The sequence below is a fragment of the Pseudomonas grandcourensis genome (assembly GCF_039909015.1).
In the GTDB taxonomy this organism is placed as follows: domain Bacteria; phylum Pseudomonadota; class Gammaproteobacteria; order Pseudomonadales; family Pseudomonadaceae; genus Aquipseudomonas; species Aquipseudomonas grandcourensis.
Window position 1 is genome coordinate 4273017 of record NZ_CP150919.1, and the last position, 17908, is coordinate 4290924.

Sequence of the window (17908 nt, forward strand, 5' to 3'; positions counted from 1 at the left end):
GACCTCATCTCAAAAATCTCAATGCCATCGGTTAAAAAGGATTTACCCATGAACCTCGTCCAGAAAACCCTGACTGCATCCCTCCTCGCCCTTTCCGTAGGCAACGCTTTTGCCGCGGGCAGCCCGGGTGTCGAACACAACACCCAGGCCTTCCTCGAAGCCCTTGCCGCCGGTGGTGGCAAACCGCTTGAACAGCTGAGCCCGACAGACGCCCGCGGGGTGCTGACCGGTGCCCAGGCGTCGGTGAAGGTTGACCTGTCCGGCGTGGAAGTCAGCGACAAGGCAATCAAGGTTGACGGTCAGACGATCAACCTCAAAGTGGTGTGCCCGGCCAAGGTCAAAGGCGAGTTGCCGGTGTTCATGTTCTTCCACGGTGGTGGTTGGGTACTGGGCGACTTCCCGACTCACCAACGCCTGATTCGTGACCTGGTGGTGGGTTCCGGCGCGGTCGCGGTGTACGTCGATTACACGCCGTCGCCGGAAGCGCATTACCCGACCGCGATCAACCAGGCCTATGCCGCGACCCGCTGGGTGGCCGAACACGGCCAGCAGATCGGCGTCGATGGTCAGCGCCTGGCCGTGGCCGGCAACAGTGTCGGCGGCAACATGGCGGCGGTCGTGGCCTTGATGGCCAAGGAGCAGAAAGCCCCGGCCCTGCGTTTTCAACTGCTGATGTGGCCGGTGACCAACGCGCAGTTCGATAACGCGTCGTACCAGCAATTTGCCGACGGCCACTTCCTGACGCAAAACATGATGAAGTGGTTCTGGGACAACTACACCACCGACGCCGGCGAGCGTGCGCAGATTCATGCCTCACCGCTCAACGCCAGCACCGAACAGCTCAAAGGCTTGCCGGCCGCTCTGGTGCAGACCGCTGAATTCGACGTGCTGCGTGACGAAGGCGAAGGTTATGCCCGCCACCTCGACGCGGCGGGCGTGCCGGTGACCTCGGTACGCTACAACGGTATGATCCACGACTTCGGCTTGCTCAACCCGCTGAGCCAGATTCCTGAAGTCAAGGCGGCGGTGCGCCAGGCTGCGCTCGAACTCAAGACTCACTTGAAATAAGCCCTGCAGAAAGCCTGCCTCCCCGGCAGGCTTTTTTCTGTCTGCCTTTTTGAAAACGGAGTTTCCCCATGTCCTTTCTCCTCGGTCACCTGCTCTCCCTGAGCACCCTGCTGCTGGCCATCGACGCCCTGCTCTGGCACCTCGCGCCATTCAAGCATCGCGTCAGCCGGGTCGGTGTGCGCCTGGCGCTGTTTGTGCTGTTCAGCGCGGTGCTCATCAACGCCGGCGTCAGCCCGTTGCAGGCGCCGTTGTTTGCCGATGATCCCGTGGCGCAATTGGGGGCCACGGCGCTGGGGATTCTCTGGTGGCTGTACGCCGCGCGGGTGCTCACCGAAGTGATCGGCCTGGCCCTGATGCGGCGCATCGGCCACAGCGGCCGGCTGTTGCAGGATGTCATCGGCGCACTGGTGTTCCTGATTGCCGTGGTGGCCGCCGCCGGCTACGTGCTGGAGCTGCCGGTGAAAGGTTTGCTGGCGACCTCCGGCGTCGTCGCCATCGTGGTGGGCCTGGCATTGCAGAGCACCTTGAGCGACGTGTTCTCCGGCATCGTGCTCAACACCACCAAGCCGTACCAGGTCGATGACCGGGTTTCCATCGACGGCATTGAAGGCAAGGTGCTGGACATCAACTGGCGTGCCACCCACCTGCTGACCAGCGCCGGCAGCACGGCGGTGGTGCCGAACTCGGTGGCGGCCAAGGCAAAGATCGTCAACCTCAGCCGTCCGTTCAACGTGCACGGCGTGTCGATCAGCATTCAGGTGCCCAACCACATCCGCCCGCGTCGGGTACTCGATGCCCTGGACCGCACCCTTCAGGGCAGCAGCAGCCTGCTGCTCGATCCGGCGCCGAAAGCCGTGCTCAAGGAAGCCGGCGAAACCATGTCCGAATACGTGGCCAGCGGCTTCATCGCCGAACTGGGCAAAAAGGGTGAAGTGCGCAATCAACTGTTCGACCTGGCCCATCGGCACCTCGAAGCGGCAGGCATTTCCCGGCAACCCGATGGCGTGATCGAACCGTCGACCCGCGCACGGGCCTTGCTCGATGAAGTGAAAATCTTCCGCTCCCTGAGCGCCGAGGAACGTGATCGCCTGGCCCAGAACATGGTGGCGCAGCAATACGCGGCCGGTGATGTGGTGCTGGATCTGGATGAAGTGCCGGACAGCCTGTTCGTCATCGCAACCGGCGTGGTCAGCGCCACCGTCCCCGACGGCAGCACTCAGATCGAAGCCGGGCGCATGGGGCCGAGCGAAGTCATGGGCGAACAGAGCATCCTCGCCGATACGCCATCCCAGGCACGGTTCACCGCCATGACCTCAAGCATCATCTACCGGCTCGACAAATCCCTGACCCGCAGTTGCATGACGCAACGACGGGAAGTCGACCGGGCCTTGAACAAGCTGCAAGCGGTGCGCCAGCAGAACAGCCGGATGGCGTTGATGGCCAAGCCGGTGGCGGTCAGGAAAGGTGGGTTTTTGAGTTGGTTGCAAAAGCGTTGAAAGAAAAAGATCGCAGCCTTCGGCAGCTCCTACAGGGAAACACATTCCGAAGTAGGAGCTGCCGAAGGCTGCGATCTTTTAAAGGCTGCTGGCCAAAGCCAGCAGCCACAACCATTACTTCGCAGTAAATTTCATGTAGCTGTTGATCAGGTTGCGATAGTTCGGCAGACGCTCGGACAGCAGGTTGGCCAGGCCTTCCATGTCGTTGCGCCAGTCGCCTTGCAGCTCGCAGGCCACGGAGAACCAGTTCAGCAGGTGCGCACCGGCGGCCGACATGCGTGCCCAGGCCGCTTGTTGCACGGTGGTGTTGAAGGTGCCGGAAGCGTCGGTCACCACAAACACCTCAAAGCCTTCGGCAATGGCCGACAGGGTCGGGAATGCCACGCACACGTCGGTCACCACACCGGCGATGATCAGTTGCTTGCGACCGGTAGCCTTGATCGCCTTGACGAAGTCTTCGTTGTCCCAGGCGTTGATCTGGCCCGGGCGTGCAATGAACGGCGCGTCCGGGAACTGCGCCTTGAGTTCCGGCACGATCGGGCCGTTAGGACCGCTGTCGAAACTGGTGGTGAGGATGGTCGGCAGCTTGAAGAACTTGGCGATGTCGCCCAGCGCCAGCACGTTGTTCTTGAACTCGTTGGGCGAGAAATCCTGTACCAGCGAGATCAGACCGGTCTGATGGTCGACCAGCAATACCACGGCATCGTCTTTGTTCAGGCGTTTGTACGGAACGTTGCTCATTGGAAACTCCTTGGTGGATGGTTGTCGCAGTCAACGCCGACCTGATGGGCCGGCGTTTTTTTAAATGGGTCAGAAGGCAAAACACGAGCAGCCAAAGGCGCCCCAGAAACCGGCGAAATCGCTGACCGGCGCGTTCGACAGGCGCGCCCGTTCATGACTGTGGGAATGCACCGCACATGGGCCGCTGCAATGGTGAACCTGGACCTGCATCGGCGACGTCGGGCGCCAGTGGCCCGGCACCTTCACCACCGGCGACCAGTCCGGCAGCACCGGCACGCTGGCCGGCCCGAGCTTCTGGAAGTCACCGGCGCCGTACACCACTTTGCCGCCGACCACGGTCAGCACCGACTCGATCCACTTGATCGCCTCTTCATCGACGCTGAAGAAATCCGCGCTGAGGGCGGCGACGTCGGCCAATTGCCCGACCTTGATCTGGCCCTTCTTGCCTTGCTCCGACGAGAACCAGGCGCTGCCGTGGGTGAACAGTTCCAGCGCCGTCAGGCGTGAAAGGCCTTCGGCGTGCAACTCCATGCCGCCGACGGTGCGGCCGCTGACCATCCAGTACAGCGAGGTCCATGGGTTGTAGCTCGACACCCGCGTCGCGTCGGTACCGGCGCCCACCGGCACACCTTCGGCCAGCATGCGCTTGATCGGCGGCGTGGCTTCGGCCGCTTTCGCGCCGTAACGCTCGACGAAATATTCACCCTGGAACGCCATGCGATCCTGAATCGCAATGCCGCCACCCAGCGCCCTCACCCGCTCGATGTTCTGTGGGGTGATGGTTTCGGCATGGTCGAAGAACCACGGCAAGCCGTTGAACGGAATGTCGCGGTTGACCTTCTCGAACACGTCGAGCATGCGGCTGATGGATTCGTTGTAGGTGGCGTGCAAACGGAACGGCCAGCGTTGCTCGACGAGGTGGCGCACCACCGGCTCCAGTTCGGCTTCCATGGTTTGCGGCAGGTCCGGGCGCGGTTCGAGGAAGTCTTCGAAGTCCGCCGCCGAGAACACCAGCATTTCCCCGGCGCCGTTGTGCCGCAGGTAATCGTCGCCCTGGTGCAGCTTCACGCTGCTGGTCCAGTTCTTGAAGTCGGTCAACTCGTCCTTGGGCTTCTGGGTGAACAGGTTGTAGGCGATGCGCACGGTGAGTTGCCCGTCCTTCGCCAACTGCTCGATCACCTGGTAATCATCCGGGTAATTCTGGAAACCGCCGCCGGCATCGATGGCGCTGGTCAGGCCCAGGCGATTGAGTTCGCGCATGAACTGACGGGTCGAGTTGACCTGATACTCCAGCGGCAGCTTCGGCCCCTTGGCCAGGGTCGAGTACAGAATCATCGCGTTGGGCCGCGCCACCAGCATGCCGGTCGGCTCGCCATTGGCGTCACGCACGATCTCGCCACCCGGCGGGTTCGGCGTGTCGCGGGTGTAACCGGCGACGCGCAACGCGGCGCGGTTGAGCAAGGCGCGGTCGTACAGGTGCAGCACGAACACTGGCGTGTCCGGTGCCGCCTGGTTGAGCTCTGCCAGGGTCGGCATGCGCTTTTCGGCGAACTGGAATTCGTTCCAGCCACCGACCACCCGCACCCACTGTGGCGTCGGCGTGCGGTCGGCCTGATCCTTGAGCATGCGCAAGGCATCGGCCAGGGACGGCACGCCTTCCCAGCGCAGTTCCAGGTTGTAGTTCAAGCCACCACGGATCAGGTGCAGGTGCGAGTCGTTGAGCCCGGGGATCACGCAGCGACCCTTGAGGTCGATCACTTGCGTGCCTGAACCGCGCAGGGCCATGGCCTCGGCATCGCTGCCGACCGCGACAAAACGCCCATCGCTGATCGCCACGGCGCTGGCGTGCGGGTTTTCGCGGTCGACGGTATGGAATTGACCATTGAACAGAATCAGATCGGCGTTCATCACGGTTCCTCGTGCAAAGTAGCGGGAGACAGCCAGGGCGCGAACAGGCGCGTCGCCATGGGCATGAAGATGTAAACCACCGACAGCACGATGGTCAGGGTGATCAGGAACGTGGCCACCACGTAATTGGAGAGCAAGGCGTTGAGCCGTAGCAGTGGCCCCCAGAGCAGCGGCACCAGCAAGGTGTGCGGCAGGATCACCAGCAGCGTCACCACCGCCTGCTTCCAGCGCGGCGGTGGCGTACCAGCCTCGGCCTGGGGCGAGAACCAGAACTCGTTGACCGGATTGACCTCGGTCTGGTCGCCATCGGCCAGCATCGGCGCGGCTTCGTCGACCAATTCCTGGCGTTTCGGAGAATCGAGCCAGCGCTGCATCGCCTCGGTCGAGCAAAAGCGCAGCACACTGGTGTAGGTGTCGAGGCCGGCGCTCTTGCCACGCACCACATCCACGCCTAAATGCCCGACGTTCTGCGAGGCCACCTTGACGATGTTGCGCAGCCAGGCTTCATAAGGCACTTCGAAACCGGCCTTGACCCGGTGCTTGACGATCAGGGTCACCACCTCATCAGGCCCGGGACTTACCGGCTCACGGCGATTGAGATCAGACATAACGCAAGGCTCCGGCAAAACGGACATTGAGCGCCAGCCGTCCCGGCCCGGCGATGAGAATGCTGGTGAACACGATCAACAACAGCCAGCCGAACTGGCCTTCGAAGAGCGTCCACTGCGGGTGCACGATCAACATCGACACCCACAGCAGAAACAGAATAGGCAAACATGCCAGACGCGCCAGCAACCCGGCGACGATCAGCAGCGGACACACCACCTCGGCGAAAATCGCCAGCAGCAGCGTCAGGTTTGCGCCCAGGTGGAATGGGTCTTCGATGTTTTGCAGTTCGGCACTGTAGTGAAGCAGCTTGGGCAAACCGTGCACCCACAACAGGAACAACCCGCCGCTGACCCGCAGGAACAGCAACCCCCAGTCTTGCGCCCGATCATCGCGTCGCAAAGCGTCCATGGCCTACCCGCACAAATGAAAAACCACCGGCGTCGATGCGCCGGGACTGGATTCGATAGTGCCGGGACGGGGGGAGGAAAAATTGAATGTACGTGCTCTGTTTTCGAGTGCGACAAAGACGCGCAACTCGCCTGCAAAGCGCAGTCCCCTGTGGCGAGGGGGCTTGCCCCCGCTCGGCTGCGCAGCAGTCGTAAACCGGTTAACACGGTATGCCTGAAGCATCACGGTTGCTGGTTTTGGGGCCGCTTCGCTGCCCAACGGGGGCAAGCCCCCTCGCCACAGGGATCAGTGGTTAGCCTTGCGGGTCGAGATTATCCAGCGCCCGGTTCACCGCCAGCTCACCAAGCATGATGATCTGCGCAATGCCCAGCAGTGAATTGCGATGAGGACTTTCCAGAAATCCCGCAAGGTCACTGGCCATGATGCTGGCCGAGGCCAGGGATTCGCAGGCGTGGGCCAAAAGCGTTTCAGTGTTGATGCCGGGGGCGATGACAAACATCGTGCTGGGATTGTGCGATGGAGCCGGATCTTTTGCGGGGTTCAGGTAGTGATCCAGTGCGCGGTCGGCGGCCTCGTGGAGCTTTTTGGAGTCGAGCGAATCGTAGGGGGAAACGTCTTCGGATTGCGGGGGATTGGGGGTTGGTTTGAACATGGTCAAGCTCCTTGATCAATGGAGCCGCCACAGGTCGCTGCTAAACGAATCGGGTGGCGGCTGTACGCGGGTTAGCAGACCAGGGATCAAGGAACCCGGCGCACCGAAGTGCCCCACGCACAGCCACCAAATTGCAGACCGAAATGATCTTGAGGTGACACTGGCGAGCCTTGAAATTTACCGAGCTGCTAAACCCGATCGCTGAATGGGCAGCGACGCGGAGAACGTTAGAGATCAGGGTCAAGACGCACAAGCCGGCGGATTCTGGCGTAGTTGTAGGCAACGACGCAAGGCAGTGTGGCTTTCAGGAATAGAGGCTGACGGCTTTTAAACAGGGCTGCCAGAACACTGCATATTCCCTGTGTGCGAGCTTGCTCGCGAAGGCGGCATCACATACGGCACTGGTGTTGACTGATACACCGCTATCGCGAGCAGGCTCGCTCCTACAGTTGGGCTGGGTACATTCGAAAGAAACTGGTCGGCTGGCAGGCCGCCATCGCGAGCAAGCTCGCTCCCACAGAAAAGCAAAAGCACAGCAGAACAGACCACCCCGTCGCTTCTCACCACTCATCAGGCCGAGCGTTAGCTCGCCTGCAGCTCTTGATCTTGATCCACCCGCCCCCTCGGCAGGCTGAGTGGAGGTGTTCATCCGGGGATTGGCGCGCAGCGCCGTTCGACGCAGTCGAACTCATTGCATGTAGGTCGAAGCGAAGCCGACCGGAGGGCAATGCCCCCGGATGAATGCCGCAGCGAAGGAACGCCGAGCCTAAGCGAGGGGCCGTACGTAAGGGGCGAGACCTTTGGTTCCTTTGGGGCGTTTGCCAAAGGGACTCGCCGTAAGGGCCAGCCCTTTCAAGGTGTTTTCCCTTTATGGGCTTTGAGCACCCGGTCGGTCGACACATGAGCATGCGCAGCTTTGCCGTCCAGCCACTCCTTGGGTTTGGCGATTTTGGGACCACGTATGCTTTTGGCGACCTGTTTGGGCTTGATGTTCCTGGCCAGCGCCAACAGACGCTCCGCCAGCGTTTCCGAGGTCGTTTGGAGTGATAGATAGTCCGAGGGCAACGCGATCTGCATGCCCTCATAACCGCTGCGTACTTGTACCGTCAGATGGAAGATCGAAGCTTCCCAGCCTTCGGGCAATGTCTCGCGATGAGCCTGCTCCACGCTGCGTTTGAGCACTGCCAGGACGTTGTAGGCCAAGATCGCTGAAGCAAAACCCAGCAACGCCGCCCGCGGAGCGCCAAGGCTTTCGATTTCACTGTCCAGCACCGATTCCAGGCGCTGGAACATCCCTTCGATACTCCAGCGACGACGGTATAACTCGGCGATCTGCCCGGCGCTGACGGTGTCTGGCAAGTTGCTCCAGAACCACATCACAGTGTCGCCTGAGTCAGTAGGTGTCTGTAGGTTCAGTTCAACTCGGCGCCAGCGGTGACCACCTTTGAGTTCGATGATTTGCTCGCGCACCGTTCCGGATTCGATGGCCACAGATTCTTGCCAGCCGCCTTCCTCAATCAACCGTGGATGCTTGCTTTGCTGGCGAATAATGAAAGAAGCGCCCGCTTCCTCGCAGGCTTGCATGACGGGCAGCGTGCAGTACAACCGATCAGCCATCCACAGCTGGCCCTTAGTGGCGCAGGCCAACAACGGCAGCACGCTGACGCGCTCACTCGCGTAGGCATCCTCGCATGGCTGCAAGTCGACAATCTGATCCCGGTCCGGGTCGTAGACCACTACTGAAAACCCTGGTCGCGCCGCACCTCGCTCACGCCGCAAGGCCCCCAAGCGTTTTTCGGTAGATGGCAGGTGATTGCCGTCAACGATGCGCAGCTGCCAGCCGGGCAAAATGGCTGAACAGCCCAACTCTTTTATCGTCGGAGCCAAGCGCTCGGCGCTTCCTGTAACCAACGCCCGCAGCAACGCGGGCTCTGTGCGGCTGACCTTGTCATAGAGCGCCGCCAAGGTAACCGGTAGCCCCTCCATTTGCCGGGCAGCGGCATGCAAAGAAGGGCGCAAACCTAATGAAACAAGGGACATCAGCTCAACGATGGTCGAAAACAAAAGCTCACGCGGGTATTGGCGTTGACGGTGTTCTTCAAACACCTGATCAACCCATTCGGCAGGAACAGCCTGCTCCAGTATCAATTTAGTCATGACACTGGCCGGTGTCTTTTTTTCAAACCGCGCTAGAACTTCTGCCCACATCGTTTTCGTCACCCTGACTGGAGTTTTGGGGGGAGTTTAAACGAAGACCTTGAAAGGGCTGGCCGTAAGGGCGAAACCATAAGTCGCCGTTACCGAAGAAATGGATATGTACTCAGTCAGGAGGAAACATCCAAAGCCAAAGACATGAACTGACCGATCCGCGACCGCAACCACCGCTCCGCCGGATCATTGTCATGCACCCCGCTCCAGGCCATCGACAACTGCGCCGCCTCAATCTCGAACGGCGGATCCTCAGCCCGCAACCCACACCCCTCGACCAACGCACACGCCGCATAATCCGGCACAGTGGCAATCATCTCGGTACCAGCGAGCAACGCCCGCAACCCACTGAACTGCGGCACCCCCAGCACCACACGACGACAACGCCCGACCTTCGCCAGATCCAGATCGATATTGCCGCTCAAGTCCCCCGAGAACGACACCATCGCATGGGGCCGCTCGCAGTACTCATCCAGGGTCAACGTCCCCGGCCGGGTGTCGCCGCGCAGCACCTTGCAGGGAATATCGCGCAGCTTCTTGCGCTTGGCATTGGCCGGCAGATCCGTGGTGTAACTCACGCCCACCGAGATTTCCCCCGAGGCCAGCAGCGTCGGCATCAACAGGTAATTGGCCCGCCGCACGACCACGACGATGCCCGGCGCTTCCTCTTGCAACTGACGCAGCAACGGCGGAAACAAACCGAACTCGGCATCGTCCGACAGCCCGATACGGAACACATCGCAACTGGTCGCCGGATCGAATTCCTTGGCCCGGCTGACCGCGCCGGAAATGGTGTCCATCGCCGGTTGCAGTTCCTTGAGAATCGCCAGCGCCCGCGCCGTCGGTTCCATGCCGCGACCGTTGCGCAACAGCAACGGGTCGTCGAACAGATCGCGCAGACGCCCCAGCGCGGCGCTCACCGCCGGTTGGCCCATGAACAGTTTTTCCGCGACGCGGGTCAGGTTCTTTTCGAACATCAGGGCTTCGAAAATCACCAGCAGGTTCATGTCGACGCGACGCAGATCGTTACGGTTCATAGGCTCGGGTTCCTTGTGTGGTCGGCCAGGCGCGAGAGCTGCCGACTTTACTCGATCAACGGCACGTTTGCCGCTCGTTTGTACGGCCCGTACTCCACCGGCACCCACTGGAAATGCTTGCCTTCGGCGGTGATGTGACCGATGCCGGGGAATGGCAGGTGCGCCGCCGTCACCCAGGTCTTGCTGGCGGCAGCGGCACTGAACACCTGGTTGCGGCTTTTGATCGCATGCTGGCTGTCGACGTCGAAACCGATCGACACCTCAGGGTGCAAGAACTGCACGGCGAGGTTGTGCACCAGGTCGCCCATGAACAGGATGCTTTGCCCTTGAGACGTGAAACGGTACGTGGTGCTCCCCGGCGTGTGCCCGGCTTCCAGTTGCGCCTCGACCACACCCGGCAACGGTGACTGGCCGGGGGTGAAGGTCTTGAAACGGCCAGCGGCAACGTAAGGCGCGGTGGAGTCCTGGGCCACCTTGAAGAAGCCCTTGGCCGCTTCCGGCGCCTTGGCCAATGCCTGCGGATCGAGCCAGTAGTCGGCCTCGGCCTTGGCGGCATACACCGTGGCGTTGGCGAACAGCGGTTGCTGTTGGCCGTCCACCAGACCGCAGACGTGATCCAGGTGCAGGTGGGTGATCAGGATGGCGTCCACCTGCTCCGGTTTGTAGCCGGCCGCCTGCAGGTTGGCCGGCAACTGGCCGGCGGTAGGACCGATGCACTGCCCTGCCCCGGTGTCGATCAGGATCAGCTGTTTACCGGTGTTGACCAGAAAAGCGTTGAAGGCGGTCTGCACACCTGGGGTTTCAATCGAACGACGGGCCAGCAGAGCGCGGATCTGCCCCTGGTTCATGCCTTGCAGCAGCTTGGGCGACAGATCGTTGTAGCCGTCGAACAGCGCCGTCACTTCGTAATCCCCCAGCGCCAGGCGGAAGTATCCGGGTACTTGCGTGCCCACCTGCGCGGGCGCCTGGGCCTGTGCGCCAGCGGAGATCAGAACCAGGCCGATGGCGCCGAGCGTTCCCTGCAATGTCCATTTCATCTAATTACCTTTCCAGGCCACGCGGCGGTCCGTTATAGCCCGCTCCATTGTGCGCATCTTGTGCCAATCGACGCTGCCCGCACTTGCAGCGATGTGCTGTGTTAACACCCTCGGGCATGGAATTAACAACGTTTAACTCGTCAGCCGCAGCGGGCGCCTCCAACAATGAAGCCCTCAGCGCAGAACTGTTTTTTCCAGAGTAACGGTGCTGATCGCTCGAACCGGGCGCCAGCGCTTTTCCTCCCCGACCGGACAATGGCCATGGCTTACCCACAGCACACCACTGCCAGCGAACCTCGCAAGGCCCACACCGGCGGCCTCAGCCCGCAACGCGAAAAACTGGTTAAACAACTGATCCTCGAGCGTCTGGGCGACAGCCTGGAAGTCACTGAACTGGCACAGGCTTGCGCCCTCTCGCGCAGTCATTTCTCTCGTGCGTTCAAGTGCAGCACCGGCCTCTCGCCACAGGACTGGATTCGCCAGCAGCGCATTGCCCTGGCCAAGCAATTGATCCAGTACACCGGCCTGAGCCTCACGCAGATCAGCCTCGAATGCGGCTTCTGCGATCAGGCGCACTTCTGCCATATCTTCACCCGCAGCGAAGGCATCAATCCGTTTGCCTGGCGCTGCCAAGTGGTGCATGGCCTTAAAAGCAAAAGATCGCAGCCTTCGCCAGCGCCTGCGGGCATGCACGCTAGCGTGTAGGAGCTGGCGAAGCCTGCGATCTTTTGATCCGGCTTTTTAACCTTTCAAGAACGCCAGCAGGTCGGCGTTGAGCTGGTCCTTGTGGGTGTCCGTCAAACCGTGAGGGGCGCCCGGGTAAATCTTCAGCGTCGAACCCTTCACCAGTTTGGCGGAGGAGACGCCCGCCGCTTCGTATGGCACGACCTGATCCGCGTCGCCATGCACCACCAGGGTCGGCACGTCGAACTTCTTCAGGTCTTCGGTGAAGTCGGTTTCCGAGAATGCCTTGATGCAGTCATAGGCGTTCTTGTGACCGGCCATCATGCCCTGCATCCAGAACCAGTCGATCATGCCCTGGGACGGTTTCGCATCGGGTTTGTTGAAGCCGAAGAACTGGCCGCTGGCGAGGTCGATGTACAGCTGCGAACGGTCGGCCAGCGAGGCCTGGCGGATGCCGTCGAACACTTCCAGCGGCAGGCCGCCGGGGTTGGCTTCGGTCTTGAGCATCTGCGGCGGCACTGCGGAAATCAGCCCGGCCTTGGCCACGCGCCCGGTGCCGTGACGACCGATGTAACGCGCCACTTCGCCACCGCCGGTGGAGAAGCCGAACAGCACGGCGTTTTGCAGATCGAGCAGTTCGATCAACTGCGCCAGATCGTCGGCGTAATGGTCCATGTCATTGCCCGACCACGGCTGGCTGGAGCGCCCATGACCGCGACGGTCGTGGGCGATGACCCGGTAGCCCTTGGAGGCCAGGAAGATCATCTGCGATTCCCAGCTGTCGGCGTTCAGCGGCCAGCCGTGGCTGAAGACAACCGGCTGACCGGTGCCCCAGTCCTTGTAGTAGATCTCGACGCCGTCGCGGGTAGTGAAGGTGCTCATGGGTGATGTCTCCTTAACGAGGGTTGGGGGTGAATCAATTCGGTAATGGCTTCAGGCGATCGGCCAGGCGCGCCACCCGCTCGCCCAGGTGGGCGGCGGTGCAGCGATCCTCGGGGGGTGGTGCATCGTCGGGGGATTGCTCGACATTCGACTGGGCCATGGCGCCCAGTGAGCTGCCCAGGCGATTGAGTTGGCCGTTGAACGCGCCGGTGCTGGAGCGTGCCGGCAGCAGATCGAGGCCGACCCAGATCATCGAGTGCTGGGCGGCGAACACCGCGATCTGCAGCAAGGTGTTGAGCTTGTCGCCGCACAGGCAGCCGGAATTGGTGAAGCCCGCCGCGAGTTTGTCGCGCCAGGGTTGGGCCAGGTAGAACGCCGCCGTGGCCTCCATGAACGCCTTGAAGGCCGCCGAGGCACTGCCCATGTAGGTCGGCGCGCCGAAGATGATGGCGTCGGCGTTGTGCAGCCGCTCCCAGTGCTCGTCCACTTCCTCGACCGGGATCAACTGGCAGGTGCTGCCCAGGTGCCGTTCCACGCCCGTAGCCACGGCTTCGGCCATGACCCGGGTGTGCCCGTAGCCACTGTGATAGACCACCACCACGTTGCTCATTGCTCTGTCCTTGCGATGAGTTGAGTCCTCTTGTAGGAGCGAGTTTTGGCGTAGACCGGACGCGCGACGAGTTAAACGTTGTTAATTTTCCCTGGCGCGCAAAAAGCCCCGGCATGTCCTGTCCATCTGTCGCACCCAATGTTTTCGGGACCGACAGCCGCTGGCCGATACGCTAGAGTCAATGCCTGCCCCTTCAGTCACCCAGGCGGCGCATTGCGCTACGTAGAAAACCTGAGGAATATGCTCGGAAACCGCGTACTAGACGGATGCAGCAGGAGCGACTCGTTGACCCTTTCCCCCGAACAGGCTGTGCATTTCGGCCCCTACCGGGTCTACCCCGGACAACGCCTGGTGATGGAGGCCGACCAGCCTTTGCGCTTGGGTCGGCGCGCCATGGACATCCTGTTGATCCTGCTTGAGCACGCCGGCAACGTGGTCAGCAAGCAACAACTGATCGCCCGGGTCTGGCCCGACAGCGTGGTCGAAGACATCAACCTGCGGGTGCACATGGCCGCATTGCGCAAGGCGCTCGGCGACGGCCAGGCCGGCCAGCGCTACATCGTCACCGTGGCCCAGCGCGGGTACAGCTTCGTCGCACCGCACTCACTGGAGCAGGCCGAGCAACCGCCAGCGCCCGTGGCTTGCACGCCGAGCCGGCATAACCTGCCGGTGCGCCATACACGCATGATCGGCCGGCGGACGCTGGTCGACAATCTGGTGGTGCAACTGCCACGCCAGCGCTTCATCACCCTCGTCGGCCCCGGCGGCATCGGCAAGACCACCGTGGCTTTGCGGGTCGCCGAACAAATGATCGGTCTCTACCGGGACGGCATTCGCCTGCTGGACCTGGCCCCGATCAACTGCCCGCTGATGATCGACGGTCACCTGGCGACCTTGCTCGAACTGGCCCTGCACGACGACCAGCCCCTGAGCGGTCTTGCCGACTGTCTGCGCGACAGGCAAATGCTGTTGGTCATCGACAACTGCGAACACCTGGTCGATGCCATCGCCCAGCTCTGCGAAAACATTCTGCGCAGTGCGCCGCACGTGCACATTCTCGCCACCAGCCGCGAGAGCCTGCGGGCCGAAGGGGAATTCGTCCAGCGCCTGGAATCACTCGACTGCCCGCCGCCCATCGCCGTCCTCGACCGCGCCCAGGCCATGACCTTTTCCGCCCTGCAACTGTTCGTCGAACGGGCCATGGCCAGCCATGACAGTTTTGAACTGACGGACGATGAGCTGCCGCTGTTGATCGACATCTGCCACCGACTGGACGGCATTCCACTGGCCATCGAACTGGCGGCGGCGCAAGTGGGCAACTTCGGGTTGCCCGGCTTGCTGGCGCACCTGCAAAGCAGCTTCCGGGTGTTGACCCAGCCCTGCCAGACACCCCTGGCACGCCATCAGACCCTGCGCGCGACACTGGACTGGAGCTTCGAGCTGCTCAACGCCTGCGAAAAGACCTGCCTGCGCCGACTGAGTGTGTTTCGCGGCGGCTTCACCCTGGCGTCGGCAGCGGCGGTGATTGTCGGCGAACACATCGAACCCCGCGGGGTGTTCGGCTCGATCACGCAACTGGTTGCCAAGTCCCTGTTGAACGTGGAGGTGGGCGACGAGGATGTTTACTACCGCCTGCTCGATACCACCCGCAGCTATGCCCTGGAAAAACTCGCGCAAACCACCGACCTGCCCGGCACTCGGGAGCGGCATGCCGAGCGTTGCCTGGCGCTGATGCAACAAGCGCAGGACGACTGGGAGAAAACCCCGACCGGCTTGTGGCTCGAGCGCTATGGCCGGGCCCTGGAGGACATCCGCGCGGCCCTCGATTGGGGGTTGCACGCGCAAGGGCCACAGGCACTGGCGATACGCCTGGCCGCGACGTCCACGCCCCTGTGGCAGGAGCTGTCACTGCTCAAGGAACACGGCGGTTATGTGCGCAAGGCTCTGGCCTTGCTCGAGCAGTCTGCCGAACCTTGCCCGCGCTTGCAGATGGCCCTCAAGCTGGCCCTGGGCAGTGCCTGTTACCACGCTCAAGGCGCCAGCACTGAAACCATTGGCGCTTTTGTCAGCGCCAGAGCCCTGGCCAGCCAACTCAACGATGTGGCCGGTCAGTTGCGGGCGATTTCCGGGCACCTGGCAGTCAATCTCAGCTGCGGCCATTACCAGATGGCCTTGGAACAGAGCCGGCAATTCGATCGACTGGGGCTGCATGACGACGCCCTGATGTCCCTGAGCATGCATCGATTGCGGGTGCTCGCCCTGCATTTCTGCGGCGACCAGCGACAGGCTGGGGAGCATGCCGAACAGGTGCTGCAACGCATGGCCCACAGTGGTCATCTCAACCGTTTCACCCATGGCTTTGGTGTGCAGTACGACCAGAGCGTCGCGGCGCTAACCATCCACGCGCGCATCCTCTGGCTGCAAGGCCAACCGGAACAGGCCTGGCGCGCAGCCCGGCAGGCGCTGGACATCGCGCTGCAAATCAACCACGGCACGTCGATCTGCTACACCCTGGCGCTCGCCGGCTGCCTGATCGCCCACTACAACGGCGACACCCGCAGCGCCCGCGAACTCCTGCGCTTGCTGCTGGAACAGTCGCAGAAACACTCGGTTCCACTGTTCTATCACTGGGCGCAACACTACGCGCAGGTGATCGGCGGCACCGATGTTCGGCCAACCGACCGCCAATGTGTCGGTTTGATCAAGGACATCATGGTCACGCTGGATTCAACCTGTGTCGATGATGAACTGCTCGAGCGTGCGCAAAGCGACGTTTCGGACTGGAGCACGGCTGAGATTCTGCGGGCCAGGGCCGAGACGTTGCTGGCAACCGATTGCCCGTTAAAAGCCGCGACGGCCGAAACGGTATTGCTCAAGGCACTCAACGTGGCAAAGGCCCAGGGTGCCCTGGCCTGGGAACTGCGTAGCGCCACCTCGCTGGCGCAACTGTGGAAGCGTCAGGGCCACAGCCAAAGGGCGTATGACCTGCTGGCCCCGATCTACCAGCGCTACACCGAAGGTTTCGCCACGCCCGACTTGATGACCGTTCGCCGGCTACTCGACGAGTTGCAATGTCACCTGCCCACCTGAAGGCCGGCACGTTTGACTGACGTAACCGGCATAACGGGTTTCAAGGGTGCGCAATTCGCCACTGAGTTCGAGTTTCTCCAGCGCATAGGTGCGGGTGGTGTTGAGGAAGCGGTAACGGGTCACACCACCGCCCTGCTCCTGGGACAGCAGTGATTTGAGTGTGAGGTTGTCCAGCACCTCGATCAGCTCGGCGACCGGCAACGCGTCGCAACTGATCACGCCTATCGCGGCGTCTTGGGTGAAGGCCATCTTGAACACCGCCAGTTGCTGCAACACGGATTGTTCCAGCGGATTCAACCGTTCGTAGCTCCAGTCCAGCGCAGCCTTGAGCGTCTGGTGCCGGGGCACGGCCGTGCGGCGGCCCTGGGACAGCAACTGAAAACAGTTATCGAGTTGCGCTTGCAACCCCACCAGCGCCAGCGCATCGATTTGCGCCGCCGCCAATTCAATCGCCAGGGGCAGGCCGTCGAGGCGCCGGCAGATTTCCCGTACGGTCTTGAGGTCTTGCTCGCGCAGGGTGAACCCTTGTTGACGAGTTCGGGCACGGCTGACGAACAATTGCACAGCGGAATAGCCCATGACCTCGGCAACACTGCGCAGCGCTGACGCCGGCGGCACCGCCAGCGGTGGCAGACGCAATACGGTTTCGCCCGATGCCTTGAGCGGCTCGCGGCTGGTGGCGAGGATCGACAGCCGCGGCAGCGAAGCCAGCAGCGTTTCGATCAACGTCCGGCAGCGTTCGAGCAGGTGTTCGCAGTTGTCCAGGACCACCAAGGCATGCCGCTGCGCCAGCGTCTCCAGCGTGGTGCCGACCTCCAGCCCAAGGGTTCGTGTGAGGTGATCGGTCACTTGCGCCGGGTCATCGATCGCCGCCAGGTCCACCAGCCACACGCCATGCCGATAGTGCTGCAACAACAGCTCGGCCACGCGCAGCGCCACGGTGGTCTTGCCGATACCGCAAGGCCCGACCAGGGTCATGAATCGGCGCACCGGCAACTGCCGCACCAGGCTGCCGACAATTGCATCGCGCCCGGTGATCGGCGTGAGCCGCGCCGGCAGGTTGTGCAGAGGCTTTTTTACGGTCTCGCCCGGGAACGCTACGGGTTGCGGCGAATGCTGTACCGGGGCGACAAAACTGTAGCCGCGCTGGGGAATGTTGACGATGTAGCACTGGCCGTTCTGCCCGTCGCCCAAGGCTCGGCGCAAGGCGGCAATGTGCACGCGCAGGTTGATCTCTTCGACCACGGAGCGCGGCCAGACCTGCGCAATCAACTCTTCCTTGCTGACCACCGAGCCTGCGTGCTCGACCAGCACCTGCAACACGTCAAGAGCGCGGCCGCCCAGGCGCAGCGGGCGATCGCCCTCCAGCACCAGTCGCTGACTGAGGTGGAAAGCGTAGGGTCCGAATTGCAGCACCGCTTCGCTGTTCAAATCTCTGAGGCTGTTCATGCGCTGTCACCCTCTGGAAACCTGATCTG

At 62.2% G+C, this 17908-nt stretch carries 15 protein-coding genes; 4 read left to right on the forward strand and 11 right to left on the reverse strand.

Features of this window, described 5'->3' with window-relative positions:
• Positions 1-48: 48 nt before the first annotated feature.
• Both AABM52_RS19050 and AABM52_RS19055 read left to right on the forward strand, forming a co-directional pair.
• Positions 49-1068, forward strand: coding sequence for an alpha/beta hydrolase (locus tag AABM52_RS19050; RefSeq protein WP_347907473.1), 1020 nt, complete (start codon positions 49-51; stop codon positions 1066-1068).
• Between the two features lie 68 nt (positions 1069-1136).
• Positions 1137-2564, forward strand: a complete 1428-nt coding sequence (locus AABM52_RS19055; RefSeq protein WP_347907475.1) for a mechanosensitive ion channel family protein — start codon at positions 1137-1139, stop codon at positions 2562-2564.
• A gap of 114 nt (positions 2565-2678) precedes the next feature.
• Here the strand turns inward: AABM52_RS19055 and ycaC are convergent, their stop codons facing one another.
• From ycaC to AABM52_RS19095, 8 genes are all read right to left on the reverse strand, one after another.
• Positions 2679-3305 (reverse strand): isochorismate family cysteine hydrolase YcaC, encoded by a 627-nt coding sequence (gene ycaC, locus AABM52_RS19060; protein ID WP_007977200.1) that lies wholly within the window; start codon positions 3303-3305, stop codon positions 2679-2681.
• Positions 3306-3374: 69 nt separating this feature from the next.
• The gene (locus tag AABM52_RS19065; protein ID WP_347907477.1) at positions 3375-5213 is read right to left on the reverse strand and encodes an amidohydrolase; all 1839 of its coding nucleotides are present in this window, start codon (positions 5211-5213) and stop codon (positions 3375-3377) included.
• The gene (locus tag AABM52_RS19070; protein ID WP_347907479.1) at positions 5213-5821 is read right to left on the reverse strand and encodes an antibiotic biosynthesis monooxygenase; all 609 of its coding nucleotides are present in this window, start codon (positions 5819-5821) and stop codon (positions 5213-5215) included. Before AABM52_RS19070 ends, AABM52_RS19065 begins: the two co-directional genes overlap by 1 nt.
• Positions 5814-6230: a DoxX family protein gene (locus AABM52_RS19075; RefSeq protein WP_347907480.1), complete on the reverse strand. Its 417-nt coding sequence runs from the start codon at positions 6228-6230 to the stop codon at positions 5814-5816. Before AABM52_RS19075 ends, AABM52_RS19070 begins: the two co-directional genes overlap by 8 nt.
• Before the next feature lie 292 nt (positions 6231-6522).
• Positions 6523-6882, reverse strand: a complete 360-nt coding sequence (locus AABM52_RS19080) for a DUF6124 family protein (protein ID WP_347907481.1) — start codon at positions 6880-6882, stop codon at positions 6523-6525.
• Positions 6883-7734: 852 nt separating this feature from the next.
• Positions 7735-9039, reverse strand: a complete 1305-nt coding sequence (locus tag AABM52_RS19085; protein WP_347907482.1) for an IS4 family transposase — start codon at positions 9037-9039, stop codon at positions 7735-7737.
• 167 nt (positions 9040-9206) lie between these two features.
• Entirely contained in the window at positions 9207-10127 is a 921-nt protein-coding gene (locus tag AABM52_RS19090) for a LysR substrate-binding domain-containing protein (RefSeq protein ID WP_347907483.1), read from the reverse strand.
• 47 nt (positions 10128-10174) lie between these two features.
• Positions 10175-11164 (reverse strand): MBL fold metallo-hydrolase, encoded by a 990-nt coding sequence (locus tag AABM52_RS19095; RefSeq protein WP_347907484.1) that lies wholly within the window; start codon positions 11162-11164, stop codon positions 10175-10177.
• 261 nt (positions 11165-11425) lie between these two features.
• Between AABM52_RS19095 and AABM52_RS19100 the strand changes: the two genes are divergently transcribed.
• Positions 11426-11869, forward strand: coding sequence for an AraC family transcriptional regulator (locus AABM52_RS19100; protein WP_347907485.1), 444 nt, complete (start codon positions 11426-11428; stop codon positions 11867-11869).
• 36 nt (positions 11870-11905) lie between these two features.
• On the opposite strand, the gene AABM52_RS19105 is transcribed toward AABM52_RS19100, so the two are convergent.
• Together AABM52_RS19105 and AABM52_RS19110 are read right to left on the reverse strand one after the other, a co-directional pair.
• Positions 11906-12730, reverse strand: coding sequence for an alpha/beta hydrolase (locus tag AABM52_RS19105; RefSeq protein WP_347907486.1), 825 nt, complete (start codon positions 12728-12730; stop codon positions 11906-11908).
• A gap of 34 nt (positions 12731-12764) precedes the next feature.
• Positions 12765-13340: a flavodoxin family protein gene (locus tag AABM52_RS19110; RefSeq protein WP_347907487.1), complete on the reverse strand. Its 576-nt coding sequence runs from the start codon at positions 13338-13340 to the stop codon at positions 12765-12767.
• Positions 13341-13625: 285 nt separating this feature from the next.
• Here AABM52_RS19110 and AABM52_RS19115 point away from each other — a divergent pair, with 285 nt between their 5' ends.
• Positions 13626-16430 (forward strand): winged helix-turn-helix domain-containing protein, encoded by a 2805-nt coding sequence (locus tag AABM52_RS19115; RefSeq protein ID WP_347907488.1) that lies wholly within the window; start codon positions 13626-13628, stop codon positions 16428-16430.
• Here the strand turns inward: AABM52_RS19115 and AABM52_RS19120 are convergent.
• Positions 16395-17879: a winged helix-turn-helix domain-containing protein gene (locus AABM52_RS19120; RefSeq protein WP_347907489.1), complete on the reverse strand. Its 1485-nt coding sequence runs from the start codon at positions 17877-17879 to the stop codon at positions 16395-16397. The two genes, AABM52_RS19115 and AABM52_RS19120, sit on opposite strands and share 36 nt — an antisense overlap.
• Between the last annotated feature and the right edge of the window lie 29 nt (positions 17880-17908).

Excerpts from the sequence above, each read along its gene's own strand:
- AABM52_RS19050 (WP_347907473.1), top strand. The coding sequence starts at position 49 with ATGAACCTCGTCCAGAAAACCCTGACTGCATCCCTCCTCGCCCTTTCC.
- AABM52_RS19055 (WP_347907475.1), top strand. The coding sequence starts at position 1,137 with ATGTCCTTTCTCCTCGGTCACCTGCTCTCCCTGAGCACCCTGCTGCTG.
- ycaC (WP_007977200.1), bottom strand. The coding sequence starts at position 3,305 with ATGAGCAACGTTCCGTACAAACGCCTGAACAAAGACGATGCCGTGGTA.
- AABM52_RS19065 (WP_347907477.1), bottom strand. The coding sequence starts at position 5,213 with ATGAACGCCGATCTGATTCTGTTCAATGGTCAATTCCATACCGTCGAC.
- AABM52_RS19070 (WP_347907479.1), bottom strand. The coding sequence starts at position 5,821 with ATGTCTGATCTCAATCGCCGTGAGCCGGTAAGTCCCGGGCCTGATGAG.
- AABM52_RS19075 (WP_347907480.1), bottom strand. The coding sequence starts at position 6,230 with ATGGACGCTTTGCGACGCGATGATCGGGCGCAAGACTGGGGGTTGCTG.
- AABM52_RS19080 (WP_347907481.1), bottom strand. The coding sequence starts at position 6,882 with ATGTTCAAACCAACCCCCAATCCCCCGCAATCCGAAGACGTTTCCCCC.
- AABM52_RS19085 (WP_347907482.1), bottom strand. The coding sequence starts at position 9,039 with ATGACTAAATTGATACTGGAGCAGGCTGTTCCTGCCGAATGGGTTGAT.
- AABM52_RS19090 (WP_347907483.1), bottom strand. The coding sequence starts at position 10,127 with ATGAACCGTAACGATCTGCGTCGCGTCGACATGAACCTGCTGGTGATT.
- AABM52_RS19095 (WP_347907484.1), bottom strand. The coding sequence starts at position 11,164 with ATGAAATGGACATTGCAGGGAACGCTCGGCGCCATCGGCCTGGTTCTG.
- AABM52_RS19100 (WP_347907485.1), top strand. The coding sequence starts at position 11,426 with ATGGCTTACCCACAGCACACCACTGCCAGCGAACCTCGCAAGGCCCAC.
- AABM52_RS19105 (WP_347907486.1), bottom strand. The coding sequence starts at position 12,730 with ATGAGCACCTTCACTACCCGCGACGGCGTCGAGATCTACTACAAGGAC.
- AABM52_RS19110 (WP_347907487.1), bottom strand. The coding sequence starts at position 13,340 with ATGAGCAACGTGGTGGTGGTCTATCACAGTGGCTACGGGCACACCCGG.
- AABM52_RS19120 (WP_347907489.1), bottom strand. The coding sequence starts at position 17,879 with ATGAACAGCCTCAGAGATTTGAACAGCGAAGCGGTGCTGCAATTCGGA.